Raw genomic sequence first — 22,601 nt, 5'->3', positions numbered from 1 at the left:
GGCCGGAGGCGGCGGGGGCGGCGACGACCGCCTCAGCCGATGTCCGCGGCCCGCTGCGGTCCGCCCCGCCGCGAGGCCAGCAGCATCCGCTGGAGTTCCCGCGCGGCGCGCGGGGGAGCCACGTCGCTGCGGTGGGCCAGTGCGATGGTCCGGCGCAGCCCCGGCCGGCCGAGGGCGGTCACCCGGAGGTCCCTGCCCGCGCGCGCCGCCACCATCGCGGGGACGACCGCGAGCCCGAGCCCGGCCCGTACGAAGCCGAGGACCGCGTCCAGCTCGCCGCCCTCGACCGTGAACGTGGGCTCGAAGCCCTCCGCCCGGCAGGCCGCCACGGTCAGTTCCCGCAGGTCGTAGCCGTGCCGGAACATCACGAGGGGCTGGTCGCGCAGGTCCGTGATCCGCACCGGACGGCGGGGCGCCGGGGCCGAGGCGGCGGAGACCACCACCAGGTCCTCGCGGAGCAGCTCGACCGTCGTCAGGGCCGGTGACGGGGTCGGCAGCGGTAGCACCACGAGCGCCAGGTCGAGGGCCCCGCGCGCCAGCTCCCGTACGAGATCGTGCGAGCCGCCCTCCTCGATGAGGAGCTCGATCCCCGGGTGCAGGTCGTGGAAGGCCCGCAGGACGTCCGGCAGCAGCCCCGTGCACAGGCTCGGGGTCGCGCCGAGCCGCACCCGGCCCCGCTTGAGCTGGGCCAGCTCCTGCACCTCGATGCGGGCCGTCTCGGTGTCGGCGAGGATCCGCCGGGCGAGCGGGAGCAGCGCCTCGCCCGCGTCGGTCAGCGTGATGTTGCCCCGGGCGCGGCTGAACAGCTCGGCGCCCAGTTCCTGCTCCAGGGCCTTGATCTGCTGGGAGAGCGAGGGCTGCGAGACGTGGACGCGCTCCGCGGCCCGGGTGAAGTGACGGGTCTCGGCCACGGCGACGAAGTAGAGGAGCTGCTGGAACTGCATGGCCCCAGGGTAGGGCACATGAATAGGCTGCACCTATCGAGATCAGCCGGACCATGTCTTGGACCTCTCGGGGCCTTCGGCCCTACCGTCGTGAACATGGCTCTGGCACCCACGAGGGACCGGACGACGGGCCGCCCGCCGTCCCCCACACCGTCACGCGGATTCCTGTCATCGACCCTCGGCAAGAAGACGGTCATGGCCGTCAGCGGGCTGCTCATGCTCGGCTATCTCGTCGCCCACGTCGCCGGCAACCTCAAGGTCTTCTTCGGCCCCGAGGAGTTCAACGCCTACGGCCACTGGCTGCGGGTCATGGGCGCTCCCGTCCTCCACTACGCGTGGGCGCTCTGGATCGTCCGCGTCGTGCTCCTGGCCGCCGTGGTCGCCCACGCCGTCTGCGCGTACCAGCTCAGCCGCCGTGACGTGAAGGCCCGCCCCGTGGCCTACGCCCACCGCCGCCGGCGCGCCTCCTACGCCACCCGCACCATGCGCTGGGGCGGGATCATCCTCGCCCTCTTCATCGTCTGGCACATCCTCGACCTGACCACCGGCACCGTGCACCCCGGCGGCTTCGAGGAGGGCAAGCCCTACCAGAACGTGGTCGACACCTTCTCCACCTGGTACGGCAACGTGATCTACATCGTCGCCATGCTCGCCGTCGGACTCCACGTCCGCCACGGCTTCTGGAGCGCCGCCCAGACCCTCGGCGTCGGCAGCGCCCGCCGCGAGCGCCTCCTGCGGGGCCTCGCCAACACCCTCGCGCTCGTCCTGACCGCGGGCTTCGTCTCCGTCCCCGTCGCCGTCATGACCGGAGTGGTGAGCTGACCATGACCTCCACCGAATTCGCGGAGTACGCCACCGGCGCCCCGCTCGCCGACACCAAGGCCCCCGCCGGACCCGTCGCCGAACGCTGGGACACCCGCCGCTTCGAGGCGAAGCTGGTCAACCCCGCCAACCGCCGCAAGCACCGGATCATCGTCGTCGGCACCGGCCTGGCAGGCGGCTCGGCCGGCGCCACCCTCGCCGAACAGGGCTACCACGTCGTCCAGTTCTGCTTCCAGGACTCCCCGCGCCGCGCCCACTCCATCGCCGCCCAGGGCGGCATCAACGCCGCCAAGAACTACCGCAACGACGGCGACTCGATCCACCGCCTCTTCTACGACACCGTCAAGGGCGGCGACTTCCGCGCCCGCGAGTCCAACGTCCACCGCCTCGCCCAGATCTCCGTCGAGATCATCGACCAGTGCGTCGCCCAGGGCGTCCCCTTCGCCCGCGAGTACGGCGGACTCCTCGACACCCGGTCCTTCGGCGGCGTCCAGGTCTCCCGCACCTTCTACGCCCGGGGCCAGACCGGCCAGCAGCTCCTCCTCGGCGCCTACCAGGCGCTGTCCCGGCAGATCGCCGGCGGGAACGTCGAGATGCACGCCCGCACCGAGATGCTCGACCTCGTGGTCGTCGACGGCCGGGCCCGGGGCATCGTGGCCCGCGACCTGATCACCGGCGAGATCTCCACCCACTACGCGGACGCGGTGGTCCTCGCCAGCGGCGGCTACGGCAACGTCTTCTACCTCTCCACCAACGCGATGAACTCCAACGCCACCGCCGTCTGGCGGGCCCACCGGCGCGGCGCGTACTTCGCCAACCCCTGCTTCACCCAGATCCATCCCACCTGCATCCCGCGCACCGGCGACCACCAGTCCAAGCTGACCCTGATGAGCGAGTCGCTGCGCAACGACGGCCGCATCTGGGTCCCGAAGGCCAAGGGCGACAACAGGCCCGCGTCAGCCATCCCGGAGGACGAGCGCGACTACTACCTGGAGCGGATCTACCCCTCCTTCGGCAACCTCGTCCCCCGGGACATCGCCTCGCGCGCCGCGAAGAACGTCTGCGACGAGGGCCGCGGCGTCGGACCGGGCGGCCAGGGCGTCTACCTCGACTTCGCCGACGCGATCCGGCGGATGGGGCGCAAGGCGGTCGAGGAGAGGTACGGCAACCTCTTCGACATGTACGAGCGGATCACCGCCGAGAACCCGTACGAGGTCCCCATGCGGATCTACCCCGCCGTCCACTACACGATGGGCGGACTCTGGGTCGACTACGACCTCCAGACCACCGTCCCCGGCCTCTTCGCCATCGGCGAGGCCAACTTCTCCGACCACGGGGCCAACCGGCTCGGCGCCTCCGCCCTCATGCAGGGCCTCGCCGACGGCTACTTCGTCCTCCCCGCCACGATCAACGACTACCTGGCCCGCCATCCCCACACCGAACCCGTGACCGACGAGCACCCGGCGGTACGGGAGGTGCTCGCCGAGACCGAGGACCGGCTCAACCTGCTGCTCGCCGTCGACGGCGACCGCACCCCCGACTCCTTCCACCGCGAACTCGGCGAACTCATGTGGGAGCACTGCGGGATGGCCCGCACCGAAGCCGGGCTGCGCACCGCCCTCGCGCGGATCCCCGAGATCCGCGCGGAGTTCTGGAGCCGGATCAAGGTCCCGGGCACGGGCGCCGAGTTCAACCAGTCCCTGGAGAAGGCCAACCGGATCGTCGACTACCTGGAACTCGCCGAACTCATGTGCCTCGACGCGCTCCACCGCGCCGAGTCCTGCGGCGGCCACTTCCGCGAGGAGTCCCAGACCCCCGACGGCGAGGCCGCCCGCCGCGACGAGGAGTTCGCCTACGCGGCGGCCTGGGAGTTCGGCGGCACCGGCGAGGCCCCCGTCCTCCACAAGGAGGACCTCACCTTCGAACACGTCCACCCCACCCAGCGGAGCTACGCATGAGGCTCACCCTGCGCGTCTGGCGCCAGCGCGACGCCGACACCCCCGGCGCCATGTCCAGCTACGACGTCGACGGCATCTCCGCCGACATGTCGTTCCTGGAGATGCTCGACACCCTCAACGAGGACCTCATCCTGCGCGGTGAGGACCCCGTCGCCTTCGACCACGACTGCCGCGAAGGCATCTGCGGCGCGTGCAGCCTCGTCATCAACGGCGACGCCCACGGGCCCGAGCGCACCACCACCTGCCAGCTCCACATGAGGTCGTTCGACGACGGCGACACCATCGACGTCGAGCCGTGGCGCGCCTCCGCCTTCCCCGTCGTCAAGGACCTGGTGGTCGACCGCTCCGCCTTCGACCGCGTCATCCAGGCCGGCGGCTACATCACCGCGCCGACCGGCGCGGCCCCCGAGGCCCACGCGACCCCCGTCCCCAAGGCCGACGCGGACTCCGCCTTCGAGCACGCGGAGTGCATCGGCTGCGGCGCGTGCGTGGCGGCCTGCCCCAACGGCTCGGCGATGCTCTTCACCTCCGCCAAGATCAACCACCTGAACGTCCTGCCCCAGGGTTCCCCCGAACGCGAGACCCGCGTCCTCGACATGGTCGCCCAGATGGACGCGGAGGGCTTCGGCGGCTGCACGCTCACGGGGGAGTGCGCGACGGCCTGCCCGAAGGGGATCCCGCTGCCGTCGATCGCGGCGATGAACCGGGAGTGGCTGCGGGCGCAGCGCAAGGGGGGCCGCGGCTGAGTCCGGATCAGGACAGTCTCGGGGCGTGGGCTCCGCCACACCGCACGCCCCGTAGCGAAAGATCGTTCACGAAATGATCACTTTCTCCGTAAGATCTTCGCTGCGGGGCGCCCCCGGCCGATCGGACAGCAAGATCAACTCTGTTCAACTCTGTACATTTCATGACAAGTTGTCCACTTCACAGCCAACCGGCCCCTGGCGATTTCCGCCGCGCCGACACCCCCGGGTACTGATGACGGCTGCCGGGGGCATATGACCAAACCCCCGGTCGCACAGACCACTTGGGGGTTCCATGTCCAGCATCACCCGCCGCCGGGCACTCGGCGTCGCGGCCGGCGCAGCAGGCGCCGCCGCGGGCCTCGCCCTGGCCGGCAACGCCGTCGCCGACGCCACCCGCCCCGCCGCTCCGGCGGCCGGCCCGGCCCCGGCCTCCTTCAACGAGGTCTACCAGGGCCGCCGCATCCAGGGCGGGCCCTCGCACGGCGGCGGCCACCACGGGGGACACCACGGAGGCGGCTACTCCGTGACGATCGACGGTGAGGAACTGCATGTCATGCAGAACGCCGACGGCACCTGGATCAGCGTGATCAACCACTACGAGCCCGTCGCCACGCCCAAGGCGCTGGCCCGCGCGGCCGTCCGTGAACTCCAGGGCGCCACGCTCGTACCCCTCACCCTCAGCTGATCGTTCCAGGAGCCGCGCCACCATGACCGTACGCAAGAACCAGGCCACCCTCACCGCCGACGAGAAGCGGCGCTTCGTCAACGCCCTCCTGGAGCTCAAGCGCTCCGGGCGGTACGACACCTTCGTCACCACCCACAACGCCTTCATCATGAGCGACACCGACAACGGCGACCGCGTCGGCCACCGTTCGCCGTCCTTCCTGCCCTGGCACCGCCGCTTCCTCATAGAGTTCGAGCAGGCGCTCCAGTCCGTCGACCCGACCGTCAACCTCCCCTACTGGGACTGGACGGCCGACCGCACCTCCCGCTCCTCGCTCTGGGCCCCCGACTTCCTCGGCGGCACCGGCCGCGCCCGCGACGGCCAGGTGCTCGACGGCCCGTTCGCCCGCGTCGGCAGCCGCTGGACCATCACCGTCCGCGTCGACGGGCGCGACTACCTCCGCCGCGACCTCGGGGCGGGCGGCCGCCAGCTCCCCACCCGCGCCGAGGTGGACTCGGTCCTCGCCATGGAGACGTACGACACCGCCCCCTGGAACAGCTCCTCGGACGGCTTCCGCAACCACCTGGAGGGCTGGCGCGGAGTCAACCTCCACAACCGCGTCCACGTCTGGGTCGGCGGCCAGATGGGCACCGGAGTCTCCCCCAACGACCCGGTGTTCTGGCTGCACCACGCCTTCATCGACAAGCTGTGGGCCGACTGGCAGGCCCGCCACCCCCGGTCGACCTACCTGCCGGCCGCGGGCACCGCGAACGTCGTCGACCTCGGCGACACCATGCGCCCGTGGAACGACGTGACCCCGGCGGACATGCTCGACCACACGCCGCACTACACCTTCGACACGGCGGCCTGACCCGCCGGACGGCGCCGGGGCGGGGGCGGGAAGCCTCCGGCCCGGCGCCACCGCCCGCGGGGCCCCGCACGGCGGAGTCCCGCACGGCGAGGTTTCGCGCGGCGCAGTCCCGCACGGCGAGGTTGCGCGCGGCGGACCGAGCCGTCAGGCGATCCCCAGGGACCGGGCCAGATACGGCGCGGTACGGCTGTCCGCCGCCCGGGCCACCCGGTCCGGGGGCCCCGCCGCCACGATCCGGCCCCCCTTGTCGCCGCCGCCCGGGCCGAGGTCGACGACCCAGTCGGCGGTGGCGACGACATCCATGTCGTGCTCGACGACGATCACCGAGTGCCCGGCCTCCACCAGGCCGTGGAGCTGACGCATCAGGACCTCGACATCGGCCGGGTGCAGACCCGTCGTCGGCTCGTCCAGCACGTACAGGGTGGGGGACCGGTGCGGCCGCTGGAGCTCCGAGGCGAGCTTGATGCGCTGCGCCTCGCCGCCGGACAGTTCGGTGGCGGGCTGCCCGAGCCGCAGATAGCCGAGGCCCACGTCGAGCAGCGTGCGCAGACTCCGGGCGGCGGCCGGCGTGTCGTCGAAGAAGTCCGCGGCGGACTCCACGGTCAGATCGAGGACCTCGGCGATCGTCAGACCGCGCAGCCGCACCTGGAGGGTCTCCGGGTTGTAGCGCGCGCCGTGGCAGTCGGGGCAGGGCGCGTACGTACTGGGCAGGAAGAGGAGCTCGACGGAGACGAAACCCTCGCCCTGGCAGGTCTCGCAGCGCCCTCCCGAGACGTTGAAGGAGAAGCGCCCCGCCCTGTAGCCGCGGGCCCGCGCCTCCTCGGTCTCCGTGAACAGCCTGCGCACGACGTCGAACAGGCCCGTGTAGGTGGCCAGGTTCGAGCGCGGAGTGCGTCCGATCGGACGCTGGTCCACCGTCACCAGGCGCTCCACACCCGAGAGTTCCTCGGTGAGGGCGCCGACGAGCGTCGATTTCCCCGAGCCCGAGACGCCGGTGACGGCCGTCAGCACCCCGACCGGGAAGGCCGCGTCGACCGCCCGCAGATTGTGCCGGGTGACCGGCCCCGTACGCAGCCAGCCGGCGGGTTCGCGCACCTCCCGCGCGGGCGCGGGCGCCCGGTCGAAGAGGAACCGCCGGGTCGCGGACGCCTCGACGTCCGCCAGCTCGCGCGGCGGGCCGCTGTGCAGCACCCGCCCGCCGTGCACCCCGGCGCGCGGGCCGACGTCCACGAGCCAGTCGGCGTGGCGGATGACATCGAGGTGGTGCTCGACGACGAAGACGGAGTTCCCGGCGGCCTTGAGCCGGTCGAGGACCACGAGCAGCGCCTCGGTGTCGGCCGGATGCAGTCCGGCGGAGGGCTCGTCGAGGACGTACACCACGCCGAAGAGCCCGGAACGGAGCTGGGTGGCGAGCCGCAGCCGCTGGAGTTCGCCGTTGGAGAGGGTGGGCGTGGCGCGGTCCAGGCTCAGGTAGCCCAGACCGAGTTCGGTCACCGTCGCGATGCGCGAGACGAGGTCCTCGGTGAGGACCCGGCCGCTCTCCCCGCCCTCGGCGGCCGCTCCGGAGAGGAGCGCGGACAGGGTCGTCAGCGGCAGCGAGGCGAGGTCGGCGATGGACCGGCCGGCGAACGTCACGGCGAGGGCCTCGGGCCGCAGCCGCCCACCACCGCACACCGGGCACGGCGCGCTGGTGAGGAAGCGCTCCGCCTTCGCGCGGAGCGACGTGCTCTTCGAGTCCGAGAAGGTGCGCAGGACATAGCGCCGGGCGCTCATGTACGTTCCCTGATACGGGCGTTGGATGCGATCGGCGTCCCGCACCGGATGGACGGTGACCACCGGCTGCTCGTCCGTGAAGAGGATCCACTCCCGGTCCTTCGCGTCGAGTTCGCGCCAGGGCCGGTCGACGTCGTGGCCGAGGGCGTCGAGGACGTCCCGCAGGTTCTTCCCCTGCCAGGCGCCCGGCCAGGCCGCCACGGCACGCTGACGGATCGACAGCTCCGGATCGGGGACGAGGAGTTCCTCGCTGGTCTCGTGGACCCTTCCCAGGCCGTGGCAGGACGGGCAGGCGCCGGCCGCCGTGTTGGGGGAGAAGGAGTCGGAGTCGAGCCGCTCGGCACCCTCCGGGTACCGCCCCGCCCGCGAGAACAGCATCCGCAGGGAGTTGGAGAGGGTCGTCACCGTACCGACGGAGGACCGGGCGTTCGGGGAGGACCGGCGCTGCTCAAGGGAGACGGCCGGCGGCAGCCCCGTGATCTCGCCGACCGCGGGCGCCCCCACCTGGTGGATCAGCCGTCGCGCGTACGGGGCCACCGACTCGAAGTAGCGCCGCTGCGCCTCCGCGTAGATCGTGCCGAAGGCCAGGGACGACTTGCCGGAGCCCGAGACCCCGGTGAAGGCGACGAGCGCGTCGCGGGGGATGTCGACGTCCACCCCGGCGAGGTTGTGCTCGCGGGCACCGCGGACACGGACGTACGGATCATGGGGGCTGTCTGACATGGGATGATTTTATCCTTTGGTCCCCGCAGGCGGCCCGGTGACACCAGGCGCCCGGAGCGGGCGGGCCTCGCGGCACGAGGCCCCGGGACGCGTTGCCGGCGCGTCGGAGGTGGGAGTGCGGGGGTGGGCGGCCAGTACCGGCCGTCGACGCTCAACCGAGTCCGGTGACCCTGCGGACCTTGTCGAGCCTTCGGCGCAGGTCGCCGGCGAGGTCCTCCGTCTCCGGAGACAGCCCGGTCAGGTCGATGCGCCGGTCGAGCCTTTCGAGGTAGTCGATGAGCTCGGACAGCCCGTCGCGCAGCGTCCGTACGCGGGCCGCCTGGCCCCCCAGCTGACGGCGGCTCGCAAGCAGTTTCTCGTACTCGGCGACGGGGAGCAGCACCATCTGCTCCCCGTTCACGCGCAGTTGCCTTGGCTTCGTCACGTGCTTCCCCCGTTTGTCGCCGCCTGGTCGGTGCGTCAACGCCCTGACCGGCCGCCGCAGTGACGTATCAGCATACGGTCACTCGCGATGGGATTTCGGGCACGGGAAGGCCGCGGAGCGGCCATGGAGGCCGTGCCGATGTGCGTGAGCACGGCCCGGCGCCGGTCCCGTGATCAGCCCAGCGGGAAGGCCTCGGTCCCGGTCACGACTTCCCCGGCTCGGACCCCGTGCAGGACCTGCGCCAGGACCTCCGCCCCCCGTACGACCCTGGGGCCGGGGCGATTGAAGTAGGCGGGCCCGTCGAGCACCCACACGTCCCCGGCGCGGACGGCGGGGAGTGCGTTCCAGCCGGGCAGGGAGGTCAGCAGTTCGCGCTCCCGCAGAGTCCGCTCGGGTGGGAAGCCGCACGGCAGGAGCAGCAGGACGTCGGGGCGTGCGTCGCGGAGGGCGTCCCATGTCATCGGACCGGTGTGTTCGCCCGGTGAGGCGAGAAGCGGCTCGCCACCGGCGGCGTCGATCTGCTCGGGAACCCAGTGCCCGGCGGGCCACAGCGGGTCGAGCCATTCGATGGCCACCACCCGGGGCCGGGCCCGGCCGGCCGTGAGCCGTCGTACCGTGCCGAGTCGGGCGAGCAGTTCCGCGCGCCGCTGTTCGGCTCGTTCCCGTACACCGAGCAGCTCGCCCACCGTGACCAGGCAGTCCAGCACGTCGTCGAGGGTGCGGGGCTCCAGGCTGAGGATCCGGGGCCCGCTGTCGAGGACGCGCACCGCACGGGACACTCCCTCGTACGAGACCGCGCACACGTCGCAGAGGTCCTGGGTGAGGACGACATCGGGCGCGAGAGCCCCGAGAGCTTCGATGTCCAGGGTATAGAGGGACGAGCCGCTGTGTGCGGCGCCGCCGACAGCGGCGGAGATCTCCCGGCTGGTCAGGCTGTCCGAGGAGAACTCGGCCGAGGTCACCACCGGCACCCCGGCCACGTCCCGTGGCGGCCAGTCGCACTCGTGGGTCCTTCCCACCAGATCGGCGGACAGACCCAGCTCGGCCACGATGTCGGTCGCGGCGGGCAGCAGAGAAACGATGCGCATGGCTCGAGCCTAGGCGCCGGCCTCGGCCTGGTCGCCGGGGGGCGCAGCGGACGACCGTGCCGCCGCCGAGCTCCTGGAGGCCGATGATCACCGTGACGCCGTTGGTGTCCGGGCGGAATCCCGGGGTTCCCCTGCCGTGATCGACGGCGTGCGCGGCGGGCGCGGGCGCCGGGTCGGCCGGTCCCACGGGCGCGGACGAGGCATCGCTATGTACTGGCCTACGAATTCCGCCACATGTCCCCATGCGGTTCACGCCACATTGCAGACCGCCCGTGTCCTGGCCCGGTGAGCGTGCAGGGGCACCACAGTGATGGGGTGCGGCCCCGGTGACCCGGGGCGGCGCGTCGGCGAGGCGACTACGCCGCCCGGCCTCCTCAGGTGGCCGACGCGATCGCGTGCGCGACCCTGACGGCATCGGCTGTCGCCGGGACGTCGTGTACCCGGACGGCCCAGGCGCCCGCGTAGGCGGCGATCGCCGACAGCGCGGCCGTGGCGGCGTCCCGGCCCTCGGCGGGCGGGGGGACTCCCTCGGGGTCGGACAGGACATGCCCGAGGAACCTCTTCCGGGAGCGCGCGACCAGCACGGGGCGGCCCAGTGAACGCAGGGCACCGAGCCCCGCGACCAGGCTCAGATCGTGCTCCGCCCGCTTCGCGAAGCCCAACCCCGGATCGATCACGAGCCGCTCGGGCGGGATGCCGGCGCCCACCTCGGCCTCGACGCGAAGGGCGAGTTCGGCGACGACTTCGCCCACCACGTCCCCGTACACCGCACGGCTGTTCATGTCGTGGCTGAACCCTCGCCAATGCATCACCACGAAGGGAACGCCGCCGGCCGCGACGGCCGGAACCATCGCGGGGTCCGCCAGACCCCCGCTGACGTCGTTGACGAGAGCCGCGCCCGCGTCGATCGCCCGCGCGGCGACCGAGGCGCGCATGGTGTCGACGGAGACGACGACCCCTTCGGCGGTCAGGGCCCGGACCACGGGTACCCCCCGTCTCAGCTCTTCGTCCTCGTCGACCCGGGTGGCGCCCGGCCGCGTCGACTCGCCGCCGACGTCGACCAGGTCGGCGCCCCCGGCCACGAGGTCCAGGCCGTGAGTGACCGCCGTCGTCGTGTCGAACCAACGGCCGCCGTCGGAGAAGGAGTCGGGGGTCACGTTCACCACGCCCATGACCGCGCACCGGCCCCAGTCCGGGAGACCGGCGACAGCGCCGCCTTGGCCGACGGCGCCCGGTGCGCCGGCCGGCGCCGCAGGCGGAGTCATGACGGGACCGCCGTCCGGGAAATGAGGTGCCGGCGGTATGCCTCGGTCGTCAGGAAGGGCGGCAACTCGTCAGAGAGGAAGGCCCGTTCGAGGAACTCACGAGCCTCCATCAGTGGCCGGCCGGGGTGCGCGCGGTCCGACGACGTGCACTCGGTGTCGATCAGCTCGCGGAGTTCAGCGGAGGTGACCATCCGCTGCCTGCGCCACTGCCAGAGCCGGGCGCGGGCGGGCTCAGCGGCCGCCGTGCCTTCCCGCGGCCCGTCGGCGACGGCGCCCCGTCCCCGCAGCCAGGCGGCGGAGTACTCCAGAGCGAGAGCCACGGTGGAACGGATCTGGGCACTCGGCGGGGGAGACCCGGGGCGTCGTACGGCCAACAGGTCGACGGCACGTACCCGTGTGTCGCCGAGGGTGCGGTGCATCTGGTGCGGGTGCTCCGGGCAGGCCGCCGGCGGCGGCGAGGTCTTCGAGGTTGCCCTCGGCGCGCTCGGTGAAGTCGAGGGCGAGGCGTCGACGGGAGCGGCGGCGAGTACGGGGAGGGCGTCGCCGAGCCGGTCGAAGTAGGAGGCGACGAGCAGCTTGGGCCGGTCGGTGAGCGCGCCGAGGTCGCGGTAGGCGCGCGCGGCGGCGTTCAGATCGGCGGGCGTGCGGTCCTGCGCCAGGGCGGGCTCGTCGAGCTGCACCCACTCGGCGCCCGCGGCGCGGAGATCGGCGAGGACCTCCGCGTACACGGGCAGCAGCCGGTCCAGGAGGGTCAGCGGCTCGAAGTCGGCTGCGACGCCGGGGGCGGGCTTGGCGAGCAGGAGGTAGGTGAGGGGGCCGACGAGGACCGGGCGGGCGGTGTGTCCGAGTGCCAGGGCCTCCTGCAGCTCGGCGACCTGCTTGCGGGAGTCGGCGGTGAAGACGGTGTCGGGTCCGAGCCAGGGCACCAGGTAGTGGTAGTTGGTGTCGAACCACTTGGTCATCTCCAGCGGTGCGATGTCCCGGGTGCCGGGCCATCGCGAAGTACCCGTCGAGCGGGTCCGCCTCGACGGCCGCACGGTGCCGCTCGGGGATCGCGCCGACCATCACACTGGTGTCCAGGACGTGGTCGTAGTACGAGAAGTCACCGGTCGGGACCTCGTGGATACCGGCGTCGGTCAGCTGCTGCCGGTTCGACCGGCGCAGGTCGGCGGCAGTCCGCTGGAGGGCATCCGCGGTGACGCGGCCCTTCCAGTAGCCCTCGACGGCCTTCTTCAGTTCGCGGTTCTGACCCTGGCGGGGGTAGCCGTACACGGTGGCTCGTGCTGCCGCGGGCTTCGCTGTCACGGAACTCTCCTTCGCGAGATGTGTCCAGAACACCCCGGAACCGGGACATGGACGCGAAGGAACGCCAGAACGCGCGAAGCACGTCGCGAGAGTAATCCGCACGTGCCACTCGTCGTGTACGCCGACCCGCCCACGAGGTCACCGGAATGTCCGCGCGCGGAATCGTCCGCGTGCGGGCAACGGGCAGGTCTTCGGACTCGCGGGCACGCCCTCTCGTGGAGGACACCTACTGGCCGTCGCTTCCCAGGACCGTTCTCCGGTCCCAGTGCGTATGACGGCGGTCGTTCCCGCTCACCGCTGCGGGGCAGTCCCGGATTCCCACCGGGTTCCCTCTTACGACGTCTCCTGCCACCAGCGAAGTCCACCATTCAGACCCGAAAATGAGACGAATGTGTGGCCACGCCGCCGGGCGCGGGCCCCTCGGTGTCAGAGCTCGCCGACCACCGGGTACGGGACGTGGGTACGCCGGTCGGGGTCAACGGCGAGGACGCCGCCGGCCGGGGGCCGTGCCCGCTGGGCGCAGTCCTGCCGTTCGCAGATCCGGCAGCCCAGGCCGATGGGGGTGGTGCCGCGCGGATCATCGAGCGAGATGCCTTCCGCGTACACCATGCGTGGCGCGTGGCGCAGCTCGCAGCCGAGGGCGACGGCGAAGTCGGCCCGCGGGGCGTGGTGGCCGAATCCGCCGCGGGTGACCGTGCGCGCGATCCAGAAGTACTTCTTGCCGTCCGGCATTTCGGCAACCTGCGTGAGGATGCGTCCGGGTGCGGAGAAGGCCTCGTACACGGTCCACAGCGGGCAGGTCCCGCCCAGCCTGGAGAAGTGGAAGTCGGTGGCGGACTGCCGCTTGGAGATGTTGCCGGCGCGGTCGGCGCGGAGGAACGAGAAGGGGACGCCGCGGCGGTCCGTACGCTGCAGGGTGGACAGGCGGTGGCAGACGGTTTCGAAGCCGACGCCGAAGCGGGCCTGGAGCAGCTCGATGTCGTAGCGGAGCTTCTCGGCGGCAGTGTGGAATGCGGTGTACGGCATGAGGACCGCGCCGGCGAAGTAGTTGGCCAGACCGATCCTGGCCAGGCCCTCCGCCTGGGACGAGGCCAGCCCCGCCGCTTCCACCAGCTCGTCCAGCAGCGGTCCGTGCTCCAGGAACGACAGCTGGGTGGCGAGTTGAAAGGCGCGCTGTCCTTCGCTGAGCCAGGGCGACAGCAGAAGCAGGCCTCTCTCGGCGTCGAACCGCCGGGCATCGGCGGACCTCTCCGGGCCCGCCTGGAGCACCTTGATGCCGTGCCCGACCGCGAGGCGATCGGCGAGCGCTTCCGCGGCGCGACCGGCCCGACCGATGCCCAGGGCCGCGGCGGTCGACTCGGCCTCCCTCTCGAGGGCGGCGAAGTGGTTGTGGTGGGCGTAGAAGAAGTCCCGCACCTCGTCGTGGGGTTCGGCGGGCAGCAGACCTGCGGTGTCCTCGGGTGAAGCCAGAGCCGCCACACGTTCGGAGGCGTCCCTGTACCGCTGGTGGAGGGCGACCAGGGCGCGTGCCACCTCCGGATGGTCACGGGCCACATCGGTGATCTCGTCCGACGGTACGGACGTGCCGCAGGCTTCGTCCCCCAGGGCCGCGCGCAGATCGGTCGCCAGACGCTCCTCGTCCGCCTCGGAGAAGAACTCCGGGTCGATGCCGAAGACCTCGGCGATACGCATCAGCACCGTCGCCGTCAGCGGGCGCCGGCTGTGCTCGATCTGATTCAGGTAGCTGGTGGACAGACCGAGAGCACGCGCCAGCTCCACCTGGTTCATCCCCCGCTCCCGGCGCAACCTGCGCAGCTTCGCGTGCGCGTAGATCTTCCGTCCGGCAGGCCGTCCCATGCGGATCACGCTCCCTTCGGCTCCCTCCTCTGCGAAGGTACCATCCGCAGATTTCGCAAGATTCGCCGATTCGCAGGTTCCCCATGGACGGATTACGCAATGTGGCCTCCTCGTTCCGAGCCCGCCGGAGAGGAAGACTCACCGGCGTACGCCCCGTCCACCGCACCCCGCGAGGAGTCCCGTGATCGACCACCAGGTACGCGTCCACCCCAGCGCCGACCGCCTGCCCCGCGAGGAGCAGCTCGCCTGGAAGCTGGCCGTCGTCGCCACCGGCACGCAGGAGGCGCCGGAGCTCGACCCCGAGGCGTCGGAGATGGTGATCAACCGCGTCATCGACAACGCGTCGGTCGCCGTCGCATCCCTCCGCCGCCGCCCCGTGGCGGTCGCCCGCGCCCAGGCCCTCGGCCACCGGACACCCGCGGGCGCGTCCGTCTTCGGCGTCGCGGGGGGTACGCGGGTGTCGCCGGAGTGGGCTGCCTGGGCCAACGGCACGGCCGTGCGGGAGCTGGACTTCCACGACACGTACCTGGCCGCGGACTACTCCCACCCCGGGGACAACATCCCGCCCCTACTGGCGGTCGCCCAGCACATCGGCGGCACGGGCGCCGACCTGCTGCGCGGCATCACCGCCGCCTACGAGATCCATGTCGCCCTGGTCAAGGGCGTCTGCCTGCACGCGCACCGCATCGACCACGTCGCCCACCTCAGCGCCGCCACCGCCGGCGGCATCGGGGCGATGCTGCGGCTGGACACCGCGACCGTGTACCAGGCCGTCCAGCAGGCCGTGCACACGACGACCGCGACCCGGCAGTCCCGCAAGGGCGAGATCTCCAGCTGGAAGGCGTTCGCGCCGGCCTTCGCCGGAAAGGCGGCGATCGAGGCGGTGGACCGCGCCATGCGCGGCGAGGGATCGCCCTCCCCGATCTACGAGGGCGAGGACGGGTTCCTCGCCTGGATGCTCGACGGTCCCGACGCCCGCTACACGGTCTCGCTCCCCGCGCCCGGCGACGCCCGCCGCGCGATCCTCGACACCTACACCAAGGAGCACTCGGCCGAGTACCAGGCCCAGGCGGTCATCGACCTCGCCCGGGGGCTGCGGGAGAGGACGGGACCGCTGGACAAGGTGCGCTCGATCGTCCTGCACACCAGCCACCACACCCACCACGTCATCGGTTCCGGCTCCGGCGACCCGCAGAAGTACGATCCGACCGCGAGCCGCGAGACCCTCGACCACTCGGTGCCGTACATCTTCGCCGTCGCCCTGGAGGACGGTGGCTGGCACCACGAGCGCTCGTACGCCCCGGAGCGCGCCCAGCGCCCCGCCACCGTCGAGCTGTGGCAGAAGATCTCCACCGTCGAGGACCCGGAGTGGACCCGCCGCTACCACGACCCCGACCCGGCCCGCCGGGCCTTCGGCGGGCGTGCGGTGATCACTCTGGTGGACGGCACGGTCGTCGAGGACGAACTGGCCGTCGCCGACGCCCATCCGGCCGGCGCCCGCCCCTTCGACCGCGCGGGCTACCAGGGCAAGTTCCGCACCCTGACCGAGGGCATCGTCACCCCCGAGGCACAGGACGACTTCCTGCGGACAGCGGATCGGCTGGAGGAACTCGGCGCGTCCGACCTGTCGGGTCTCTTCCCTGCCGTCGACACGAACGCCGTCGCCACGTACGACGCGACCCTGCCGAAGGGCCTGTTCTGATGCTGCACACGCACACCACCCCCGCCTCCCGGCGGCGGCACTTCCGCGAACAGCTCGCTTCCGGCCGGCTCCTGAAGATCCCGGGCGCGATCAACCCGTACTCGGCCAGGCTCATCCAGGAGGCCGGTTTCGACGCCGCGTACCTCTCGGGCGCGGTGCTCGCCGCCGACCTGGGACTGCCCGACATCGGCCTCACCACCTCCACCGAGATCGCCGCCCGCGCCCAACAGGTCACCCGGGCCACCGACCTCCCCGTCCTCATCGACGCGGACACCGGCTTCGGTGAACCCATGAACGCCGCGCGCACCCTCCAGCTCATGGAGGACGCGGGCCTGACCGGCCTCCACCTGGAGGACCAGGTGAACCCCAAGCGCTGCGGCCACCTCGAAGGCAAGACCGTCGTGCCGCGCGAGGAGATGGTCCGCAGGCTCCGCTCCGTCGTGGACGCCCGCCGCGATCCGGACTTCCTCGTCATGGCCAGGACGGACGCCCGCTCGGTGGAGGGGCTCGACGCGGCGATCGACCGGGCCAAGGCCTATGTGGACGCCGGCGCCGAAGCGATCTTCCCCGAAGCTCTGGCCGACGAGGCGGAGTTCGCGGCCTTCCGCGACGCCGTCGACGTGCCCCTGCTCGCGAACATGACCGAGTTCGGCAAGAGCAGGCTCCTCGACGCGGCCACGCTGGAGAACCTCGGCTACAACATCGCGCTCTACCCCGTCACCCTCTTCCGCCTCGCCATGGGCGCGATCGAGGACGGCCTGAGGACCCTCGCGGCCGACGGCACCCAGGAGTCCCTCCTGCCGCGCATGCAGACCCGCTCCCGGCTGTACGAGGTGCTCGGCTACGAGGACTACAACGCCTTCGACTCGACCGTGTTCGACTTCACGCTCCCGCCCGGCGACTGACCCGCACCGGAGGCCACCATGACCGCCACCGCACCCGAGATCCACCGAGGTCTCTCCGGTGTCGTCGTCGACACCACCGCCATCTCCACCGTCATCCAGGAGACCAACTCCCTCACCTACCGCGGCTACCCCGTCCAGGACCTCGCCGCCCACTGCACCTTCGAGGAAGTCGCCCACCTCCTCTGGAACGGCGAACTCCCCACCCCGGACCAGCTGCGCGCGTTCCAGGCCCAGGAGCGGGCCCTGCGCCCCCTGGACCGCACCACCACCGAGGTCCTGGCCCGGCTTCCGGAAACCTGCCACCCGATGGACGTACTGCGGACCGCCGTCAGCTTCTTCGGCTCCGAAGACCCCACCGAGGACGACGGCAGCCCACAGGCCAACCGGACCAAGTCCCTCTCCCTGCTGGCGAAGCTCCCGGTCGTCGTCGCAGCCGACCACCGCCGTCGGCACGGGCTCGCCCCCATCCAGCCCGACCCGTCACTCGGTTACGCCGAGAACTTCTTCCGGATGTGCTTCGGAGCCCTCCCGGCCCCCGAGGTCATCCGCTGCTTCGAGATCTCCCTCATCCTCTACGCGGAACACAGCTTCAACGCCTCGACGTTCACCGCCCGCGTCGTCACCTCAACCCTGTCCGACCTCTACAGCGCGGTCACCGCGGCGATCGGCGCACTCAAGGGCCCGCTCCACGGCGGCGCCAACGAAGCCGTGATGCACATGCTGAACGAGATCGGCGACCCGGAGCGCGCCGCGGACTGGCTGGACGAGGCCCTGGCGTCCAAGCGCAAGATCATGGGCTTCGGCCACCGCGTCTACAAGAACGGCGACTCCCGCGTCCCGATCATGCAGGAGGCCACCGACCGCCTCGTCGCCCGCGCCGCCGAACCGGACGTCACCCGCCTCGCCACGCTGCATGCGGCGCTCCGGCACGCGATGATCAGCCGCAAGGGCATCCACCCGAACCTCGACTACCCCGCCGGCCTCGCCTACCACCTCATGGGCTTCGACATCCCGACGTTCACCCCCCTCTTCGTGATGAGCCGCGTCACCGGCTGGACCGCGCACATCACCGAGCAACTCGAACACAACGCCCTGATCCGGCCCCTCGGGGCCTACACCGGCCCCGACCAGCGCCCGCTTCCTGGGCACTGAAGGGTGTGGGGGAAGGCCGCGTCCGGGCAGGAGAGCACGCGGCAGGTCGAGTGCGGCATGACCAGGGACCAACGAGACCTCAGCTCTGCGGAGTTGAGACGCCAAACACCTCTCTCAGCGGCACGGGAGCGTCGTGCGTCGGGGGAGACCAGCTTGTCGAAGAGACACGCTCTAGTCGCTGAGCTGGGGCCCCTTCGTGGTGGGGGTGACGCGCTGGGGTGCGGAGAAGCCCTCCCCCTCGTACTGGGCTTGGCAGGCGTACGTGGTTTCTTTGTTCAGGGGGACCAGAACAGCTTCGGGAATGTCGTTGCAGCGGACCGTCTTGGCGCCGGAGTACTCGCCGTAGAAGCTGCTCACTACACCGTCGCGGAGGATCAGCCCACTGTTCGGATCGAACTCGTATGAGACGGAGGACGCCGAGACGGACGTGACGGTGACGGTCCACGTCACCTTGACACCCAGAACGTCGCTGGTGCATGTGAGAGTCATGCCGGTACGAGGAGACTTGTCGGGGCACTGAGCAGTGATCCGCCCGTCCGCGTACCCAGCCAGCCAGACCGTCTCGCGACGCACCAACCGCTCAAGGTTCTCACTGCCTCTTGCCTGGTAATCCGGAGTGGGAAAGGCATCCACATCGTCTGATGTCGGCTTCGGCATGACATGGGGAAGCAGTTTTGAAGGTTGCTGCGTAACGGAAGCCGAGGATGTGGACGGGCTTTCGGCTGAGCCGACCCCATGGGTCGAGCATCCCGTCTGCAGCAGACCCATGATGCCCAGCACTGCAAGAACCCGTCTCCGCATGGCCACCACCGTAGGCATCGGCATCTGTCGGCCACAGGTCCTTTCCCGCCAGACTTCCCGCACCTGCCTGACTGGAATGGCGCCATGTCGGGGCATCTTTGTCGTCACAAGCGATCAAGATCGTGGCGGCCGTTCCCACCTCTGCCGCCGCCCCCACCCGATGACCCGCAGCGACGCGCCGCAGATCACGAACTGCGGCTGCCGTGTTTGAAACGACCAATAAGGGCCAATTTAAATCGCGTTCCTCTCCATACGGTGAACGCGGTCCGTCGGATAGCATCCGGTGGGACCGGTAAGCGACCTCCGCCCGACCTGTCATCGGGGTTCGACCTTGGGGAGTTCCGAGTGCGCGAGGCCTTGACGGCGTGGTGTCTGAACTTGCGGGCGCACACCGGTCTCTCGTCCATCGTCCTCGGTGGCCGCCGCACATGGCAGGACACCGCCGACGAGTCCAGGACTTCGGACGTGGACCTCTACGCTTTCTGCGGCAGCGACTTGTACACGCGCATACCCCGGTTGCTCGATTCGGTCCGAGGGGCCGGCGACTGCCGCGTCACCCGGGAGCGATCGAAATTCGTCGAGTCGCACTACCTGCCCGCATCCCTGCCCGAGATCGATCTGAAGGTGATGCGGTGGGCCACTGTTGATGCGATTCTCGCGGCACCTCCGAACCTCGACGAGTTGTACCTCGAGAAGATGCACTCGCTCCATCACTACCAGGTGATGATCGACGAGTCGGGCGACGGGCTCTCCCGCGTCGATCGCGCTGTGCGACGCAGATCGGAAGATCTGGCCACCCTCCTGCCGCACGCGTTCGAGTCGTACGTGAAGCACGCCTGGGGCGTGGCCAAGCAGGGCCTCCTGCGGGGTGAGTCGCTGATCGGGAGTCAACTGGCTCGTCGCGCACTCGACTATCTCGTGCTCATCGAATACATGCTCAATGACGCATACCCTCCGCCGTTCAAATGGCGCATGCATGATTCAGAACTCACGAAACTTCCTCGCGCCGACCTGATCCGCAGCGTCGCCACCGCGCTGGAGTTCACCGACGGCGTCACACTCCCGGAGCGCGCGGAAAGACTTCGCGATCTTGAGGGCGCGATGCTGGCCGACGCCAGCGCTTCCGGAATTCTGGGCAGACCGACGGACAGCTGGTGGTGGAAGCCGTAGTCCGCTGTTCGACGGCAACGTGGAGGGAGACGCAGTGCGCGTAGGAATGGCCGGAATCGGTTTCATGGGGCGAGTGCATTCGTTCGCCTGGAAGAACGCAGCCAGCCTCTTCGGCACGGACGACATCGACCTGGTCGCGGTTGCCGGCGGTCCGGACGATTCGGAGGAGGCCGTCCGGTCATTCGCCCGCCGCTGGGGATGGAGCACCCCGGTGTACCGCGTTCAGGACCTGATCGACGCGCCCGTCGACGTGATCGACGTGTGCACCCCCAACGACTCCCATGAGTTCATCTCCGTGGCGGCACTCCGCGCCGGACGGCATGTACTGTGCGAAAAGCCCATGTCGAACAGCCTCGGCGGGGCCGAACGCATGGCGGCGGCAGCATCAGCGGCGGCCGAGCGGGGAGTTCACGCCTCCATCGGATTCGTGTATCGGCGTGTGCCCGCGGTGACACTGGCCAAGCAGCTCATGGACCAAGGCGAACTCGGTGATGTCCTGCTCGTCAGTGCCCGGTTCCTTCAGGACGTGCGGCTCGACCCTCACCGGCCCGACACCTGGCGCGCTTCCAAGAAGGTGGCCGGGTCGGGCGTCATCGGAGATCTCGGCGCCCATCTCGTCGACCTCGTGGCGCATCTGACCGGAGAGATGCCCACCATGTCGTCGACGATGACCGCACCGTACCCGCGCCGAGGCGCCCACGATCCGGCCGTTCTGTCGTCGGAGACGGAGGACATCGCGGTGTGCAGCGGTTCGCTTGCTTCCGGGGCACTGGTGGAAATGCGCATGTCCCGCGTCGCGGTCTCGCGCAAGGTGGATCTGGGGATCGACGTGTACGGCAGTCGTGGCCGCATATCGTTCGAGCTCCAGCGCCCCGGAGAGCTCGTTTTCGTACAGGGTGCCGACGGCTTGCAGGGCGTCGTGGAGCGGACGATCCTGGTGACCGAGCGGACGCATCCGTACCAGGAGATGTGGTGGGAACCGGGCCAGCCCGTCGGCTACGGAAGCGCGCATGTTCACCAGGTCGGCGACTTCGCCGCGGCGATCCGCGCGGGACGCGCGCCCACACCGTCGTTCGAGGACGGCCTCCGTGTGCAGCGGGTTCTGGAACGGATGATCGTGGACGGACAGGGGTGACGGTTCGTCGTCGTGCCCCCTCCCTGGTCGGCCGATCACCGGGGACGGGGCATCCGGCCGGTCACGCCAGGCACTGACGCGGCGGCTGTACCGCGTGATCTTGGCGTTTCGCCGGACGCTCACGCGGCAGGCCGCCGGCTCGGACCGTGCATCTCCAACGCCATCACACACCGGCTCGTCGGCGCCGGACAGTTGCCCTGCCTTGCCGTCGTTGTACGGCTCCTGATCCCTGCGCCGGCTCCGGCGCGGGGATCACGGATTCCGGTGCCCGCCGGGTGGGGCTGCCCGGCTCTCGGCGGCGCCGGGTGGACCCGGTGAGGGCTCGCCCGCCGCGAGGTGCTCCAGGACCTCCGCCAGTTCCTGGCAGGCGCGGCGCACCGACCGGCGGGTCGCACGCTGCTCGGTGATGATGGAGGCGAGAAGCAGGGCGGTCAGGGCAGCGGAACCGTTGAACGCCTGGAGCTTGGCCATGATCTGGACGTCCGTCAGGTGGAGGAACGCGCCCCGTCCGGAGGTCGCCTCGAAGGTGGCGAGCACGGAGGCGAAGAGCGCGCACAGCATGCCTCCGGCGAGCTGGAAGCGGAGCGCTGCCCAGATCAGCAGGGGGAAGACGAGGAAGAGCAAGCTGCTCGGGCTGAGCACGGCCATGGGCATGAGGATCAGGGTCGTCAGCCCCAGAAAGGCCGCCTCTTTCCACCGCCGTACCCGGAACCGTCCGGCCGGCCCCGCGAGGACGAGCAGGAGCGGGGCGACGAGCAGCACCCCCATCGTGTCGCCGACCCACCAGGCCAGCCAGACGGGCCAGAACTCGCTCGTGTCCAGGGAGCCCTTCGCCACCTGCAGTCCGACCCCCGCGGTCGCGCTGATCATCATGGCGCCGAACCCGCCGAGGAAGACCAGGGAGAGTCCGTCCCGCAGCCGCGCCATGTCACGCCGGAAACCGGCCCGTCTCAGCAGCAGGAAGGCGCAGAGTGGCGCGACGGTGTTGCCGGCCACGGTGACCACTGTGGTGGGCCCGGGAGTGGTGAGGGAGGCGATGACGAGGAAGGAGCCGAGGGCGATCCCAGGCCAGACCCGCGCGCCGAGCAGCAGCAGGGCGGCGACGGCGACCCCGGTGGGAGGCCAGATGGGGGTGACCACCACGCCTTCGACGACGAGGCGTCCCATCAGACCGAGTCGTCCGGCCGCGAAGTAGCAAACCGCCACGGCCAGCGACATCAGAGCCGCCTGCGTAGAGGACCGGAACTGCCGAATATCCAACACGTCAGCCATCAGACACCGGCCGGGCCGCCACGA

Annotated in this window: 19 protein-coding genes, 1 pseudogene and 1 riboswitch; of the genes and pseudogenes, 10 read left to right on the top strand and 10 right to left on the bottom strand. The window is 70.8% G+C overall.

The window, feature by feature from the left end:
• Window positions 1-32 precede the first annotated feature (32 nt).
• Complete coding sequence (locus ABT129_RS32455; protein ID WP_351908774.1) at window positions 33-944, bottom strand: LysR family transcriptional regulator; 912 nt, start codon at window positions 942-944, stop codon at window positions 33-35.
• Window positions 945-1,139: 195 nt separating this feature from the next.
• Here ABT129_RS32455 and ABT129_RS32450 point away from each other — a divergent pair, with 195 nt between their 5' ends.
• The 5 genes from ABT129_RS32450 (at window position 1,140) to melC2 (ending at window position 6,005) form a co-directional block, all read left to right on the top strand.
• Window positions 1,140-1,766: a succinate dehydrogenase gene (locus ABT129_RS32450; protein ID WP_351908794.1), complete on the top strand. Its 627-nt coding sequence runs from the start codon at window positions 1,140-1,142 to the stop codon at window positions 1,764-1,766.
• A gap of 2 nt (window positions 1,767-1,768) precedes the next feature.
• A complete protein-coding gene (locus ABT129_RS32445; protein ID WP_351908772.1) occupies window positions 1,769-3,724 on the top strand; it encodes a fumarate reductase/succinate dehydrogenase flavoprotein subunit in 1,956 nt (651 codons plus the stop codon).
• Complete coding sequence (locus ABT129_RS32440; RefSeq protein ID WP_351908770.1) at window positions 3,721-4,470, top strand: succinate dehydrogenase/fumarate reductase iron-sulfur subunit; 750 nt, start codon at window positions 3,721-3,723, stop codon at window positions 4,468-4,470. The genes ABT129_RS32445 and ABT129_RS32440 overlap by 4 nt, the downstream gene beginning before the upstream one ends.
• A 292-nt stretch (window positions 4,471-4,762) precedes the next feature.
• The gene (gene melC1, locus ABT129_RS32435; protein WP_351908768.1) at window positions 4,763-5,155 is read left to right on the top strand and encodes an apotyrosinase chaperone MelC1; all 393 of its coding nucleotides are present in this window, start codon (window positions 4,763-4,765) and stop codon (window positions 5,153-5,155) included.
• A gap of 22 nt (window positions 5,156-5,177) precedes the next feature.
• Window positions 5,178-6,005: a tyrosinase MelC2 gene (melC2, locus tag ABT129_RS32430; RefSeq protein ID WP_351908766.1), complete on the top strand. Its 828-nt coding sequence runs from the start codon at window positions 5,178-5,180 to the stop codon at window positions 6,003-6,005.
• A gap of 144 nt (window positions 6,006-6,149) precedes the next feature.
• Here melC2 and ABT129_RS32425 read toward each other — a convergent pair whose 3' ends face one another.
• From ABT129_RS32425 to ABT129_RS32395, 7 genes and pseudogenes are all read right to left on the bottom strand, one after another.
• Complete coding sequence (locus ABT129_RS32425; protein ID WP_351908764.1) at window positions 6,150-8,501, bottom strand: ATP-binding cassette domain-containing protein; 2,352 nt, start codon at window positions 8,499-8,501, stop codon at window positions 6,150-6,152.
• Between the two features lie 151 nt (window positions 8,502-8,652).
• Window positions 8,653-8,925 carry a hypothetical protein gene (locus ABT129_RS32420; RefSeq protein WP_351908762.1) on the bottom strand — a complete coding sequence of 91 codons (273 nt, stop codon included), beginning with the start codon at window positions 8,923-8,925 and terminating at the stop codon, window positions 8,653-8,655.
• Between the two features lie 173 nt (window positions 8,926-9,098).
• A complete protein-coding gene (locus ABT129_RS32415) occupies window positions 9,099-10,013 on the bottom strand; it encodes a cobalamin-binding protein (protein WP_351908760.1) in 915 nt (304 codons plus the stop codon).
• Between the two features lie 374 nt (window positions 10,014-10,387).
• A complete protein-coding gene (gene folP / locus ABT129_RS32410) occupies window positions 10,388-11,278 on the bottom strand; it encodes a dihydropteroate synthase (RefSeq protein ID WP_502981974.1) in 891 nt (296 codons plus the stop codon).
• On the bottom strand, window positions 11,275-11,697 hold the full coding sequence (locus ABT129_RS32405; RefSeq protein WP_351908758.1) for a hypothetical protein: 423 nt from the start codon (window positions 11,695-11,697) through the stop codon (window positions 11,275-11,277). Before ABT129_RS32405 ends, folP begins: the two co-directional genes overlap by 4 nt.
• Before the next feature lie 13 nt (window positions 11,698-11,710).
• Window positions 11,711-12,583, bottom strand: a pseudogene (locus tag ABT129_RS32400) (5-methyltetrahydropteroyltriglutamate--homocysteine S-methyltransferase); the annotation flags it as partial.
• Window positions 12,584-12,748: 165 nt separating this feature from the next.
• Window positions 12,749-12,967, bottom strand: a riboswitch (cobalamin riboswitch).
• 42 nt (window positions 12,968-13,009) lie between these two features.
• The gene (locus ABT129_RS32395) at window positions 13,010-14,440 is read right to left on the bottom strand and encodes a short-chain fatty acyl-CoA regulator family protein (protein WP_351908756.1); all 1,431 of its coding nucleotides are present in this window, start codon (window positions 14,438-14,440) and stop codon (window positions 13,010-13,012) included.
• A 181-nt stretch (window positions 14,441-14,621) separates the two neighbouring features.
• Here ABT129_RS32395 and ABT129_RS32390 point away from each other — a divergent pair, with 181 nt between their 5' ends.
• From ABT129_RS32390 to ABT129_RS32380, 3 genes are read left to right on the top strand one after another with little or no spacing between them, the layout of a single operon-like run.
• Window positions 14,622-16,142 (top strand): MmgE/PrpD family protein, encoded by a 1,521-nt coding sequence (locus ABT129_RS32390; protein WP_351908754.1) that lies wholly within the window; start codon window positions 14,622-14,624, stop codon window positions 16,140-16,142.
• The gene (gene prpB, locus ABT129_RS32385) at window positions 16,142-17,047 is read left to right on the top strand and encodes a methylisocitrate lyase (protein WP_351908752.1); all 906 of its coding nucleotides are present in this window, start codon (window positions 16,142-16,144) and stop codon (window positions 17,045-17,047) included. The genes ABT129_RS32390 and prpB overlap by 1 nt, the downstream gene beginning before the upstream one ends.
• 18 nt (window positions 17,048-17,065) lie before the next feature.
• Window positions 17,066-18,199 (top strand): bifunctional 2-methylcitrate synthase/citrate synthase, encoded by a 1,134-nt coding sequence (locus ABT129_RS32380; protein ID WP_351908750.1) that lies wholly within the window; start codon window positions 17,066-17,068, stop codon window positions 18,197-18,199.
• Between the two features lie 171 nt (window positions 18,200-18,370).
• Here ABT129_RS32380 and ABT129_RS32375 read toward each other — a convergent pair whose 3' ends face one another.
• Window positions 18,371-18,688 carry a hypothetical protein gene (locus ABT129_RS32375; RefSeq protein WP_351908748.1) on the bottom strand — a complete coding sequence of 106 codons (318 nt, stop codon included), beginning with the start codon at window positions 18,686-18,688 and terminating at the stop codon, window positions 18,371-18,373.
• A gap of 777 nt (window positions 18,689-19,465) precedes the next feature.
• Between ABT129_RS32375 and ABT129_RS32370 the strand changes: the two genes are divergently transcribed.
• Both ABT129_RS32370 and ABT129_RS32365 read left to right on the top strand, forming a co-directional pair.
• A complete protein-coding gene (locus ABT129_RS32370; RefSeq protein WP_351908746.1) occupies window positions 19,466-20,170 on the top strand; it encodes a hypothetical protein in 705 nt (234 codons plus the stop codon).
• Window positions 20,171-20,216: 46 nt separating this feature from the next.
• The gene (locus ABT129_RS32365) at window positions 20,217-21,305 is read left to right on the top strand and encodes a Gfo/Idh/MocA family protein (protein WP_351908790.1); all 1,089 of its coding nucleotides are present in this window, start codon (window positions 20,217-20,219) and stop codon (window positions 21,303-21,305) included.
• Window positions 21,306-21,557: 252 nt separating this feature from the next.
• Here the strand turns inward: ABT129_RS32365 and ABT129_RS32360 are convergent, their stop codons facing one another.
• On the bottom strand, window positions 21,558-22,577 hold the full coding sequence (locus tag ABT129_RS32360; RefSeq protein WP_502981973.1) for an MASE1 domain-containing protein: 1,020 nt from the start codon (window positions 22,575-22,577) through the stop codon (window positions 21,558-21,560).
• Window positions 22,578-22,601 lie beyond the last annotated feature (24 nt).

Origin of the sequence: Streptomyces sp. NPDC002057 (assembly GCF_040296665.1) — a bacterium.
Classification (GTDB): domain Bacteria; phylum Actinomycetota; class Actinomycetes; order Streptomycetales; family Streptomycetaceae; genus Streptomyces.
The sequence above is the reverse complement of the archived record's forward strand: the minus strand, read 5'-3'. Positions and strand labels throughout refer to the sequence as shown.

Bases quoted from the DNA above. Each gene is read 5' to 3' on its own strand.
- ABT129_RS32455 (WP_351908774.1), bottom strand. From the start codon at position 944: ATGCAGTTCCAGCAGCTCCTCTACTTCGTCGCCGTGGCCGAGACCCGT.
- ABT129_RS32450 (WP_351908794.1), top strand. From the start codon at position 1,140: ATGGCCGTCAGCGGGCTGCTCATGCTCGGCTATCTCGTCGCCCACGTC.
- ABT129_RS32445 (WP_351908772.1), top strand. From the start codon at position 1,769: ATGACCTCCACCGAATTCGCGGAGTACGCCACCGGCGCCCCGCTCGCC.
- ABT129_RS32440 (WP_351908770.1), top strand. From the start codon at position 3,721: ATGAGGCTCACCCTGCGCGTCTGGCGCCAGCGCGACGCCGACACCCCC.
- melC1 (WP_351908768.1), top strand. From the start codon at position 4,763: ATGTCCAGCATCACCCGCCGCCGGGCACTCGGCGTCGCGGCCGGCGCA.
- melC2 (WP_351908766.1), top strand. From the start codon at position 5,178: ATGACCGTACGCAAGAACCAGGCCACCCTCACCGCCGACGAGAAGCGG.
- ABT129_RS32425 (WP_351908764.1), bottom strand. From the start codon at position 8,501: ATGTCAGACAGCCCCCATGATCCGTACGTCCGTGTCCGCGGTGCCCGC.
- ABT129_RS32415 (WP_351908760.1), bottom strand. From the start codon at position 10,013: ATGCGCATCGTTTCTCTGCTGCCCGCCGCGACCGACATCGTGGCCGAG.
- folP (WP_502981974.1), bottom strand. From the start codon at position 11,278: ATGACTCCGCCTGCGGCGCCGGCCGGCGCACCGGGCGCCGTCGGCCAA.
- ABT129_RS32405 (WP_351908758.1), bottom strand. From the start codon at position 11,697: ATGCACCGCACCCTCGGCGACACACGGGTACGTGCCGTCGACCTGTTG.
- ABT129_RS32395 (WP_351908756.1), bottom strand. From the start codon at position 14,440: ATGGGACGGCCTGCCGGACGGAAGATCTACGCGCACGCGAAGCTGCGC.
- prpB (WP_351908752.1), top strand. From the start codon at position 16,142: ATGCTGCACACGCACACCACCCCCGCCTCCCGGCGGCGGCACTTCCGC.
- ABT129_RS32380 (WP_351908750.1), top strand. From the start codon at position 17,066: ATGACCGCCACCGCACCCGAGATCCACCGAGGTCTCTCCGGTGTCGTC.
- ABT129_RS32375 (WP_351908748.1), bottom strand. From the start codon at position 18,688: ATGACTCTCACATGCACCAGCGACGTTCTGGGTGTCAAGGTGACGTGG.
- ABT129_RS32365 (WP_351908790.1), top strand. From the start codon at position 20,217: ATGGCCGGAATCGGTTTCATGGGGCGAGTGCATTCGTTCGCCTGGAAG.
- ABT129_RS32360 (WP_502981973.1), bottom strand. From the start codon at position 22,577: ATGGCTGACGTGTTGGATATTCGGCAGTTCCGGTCCTCTACGCAGGCG.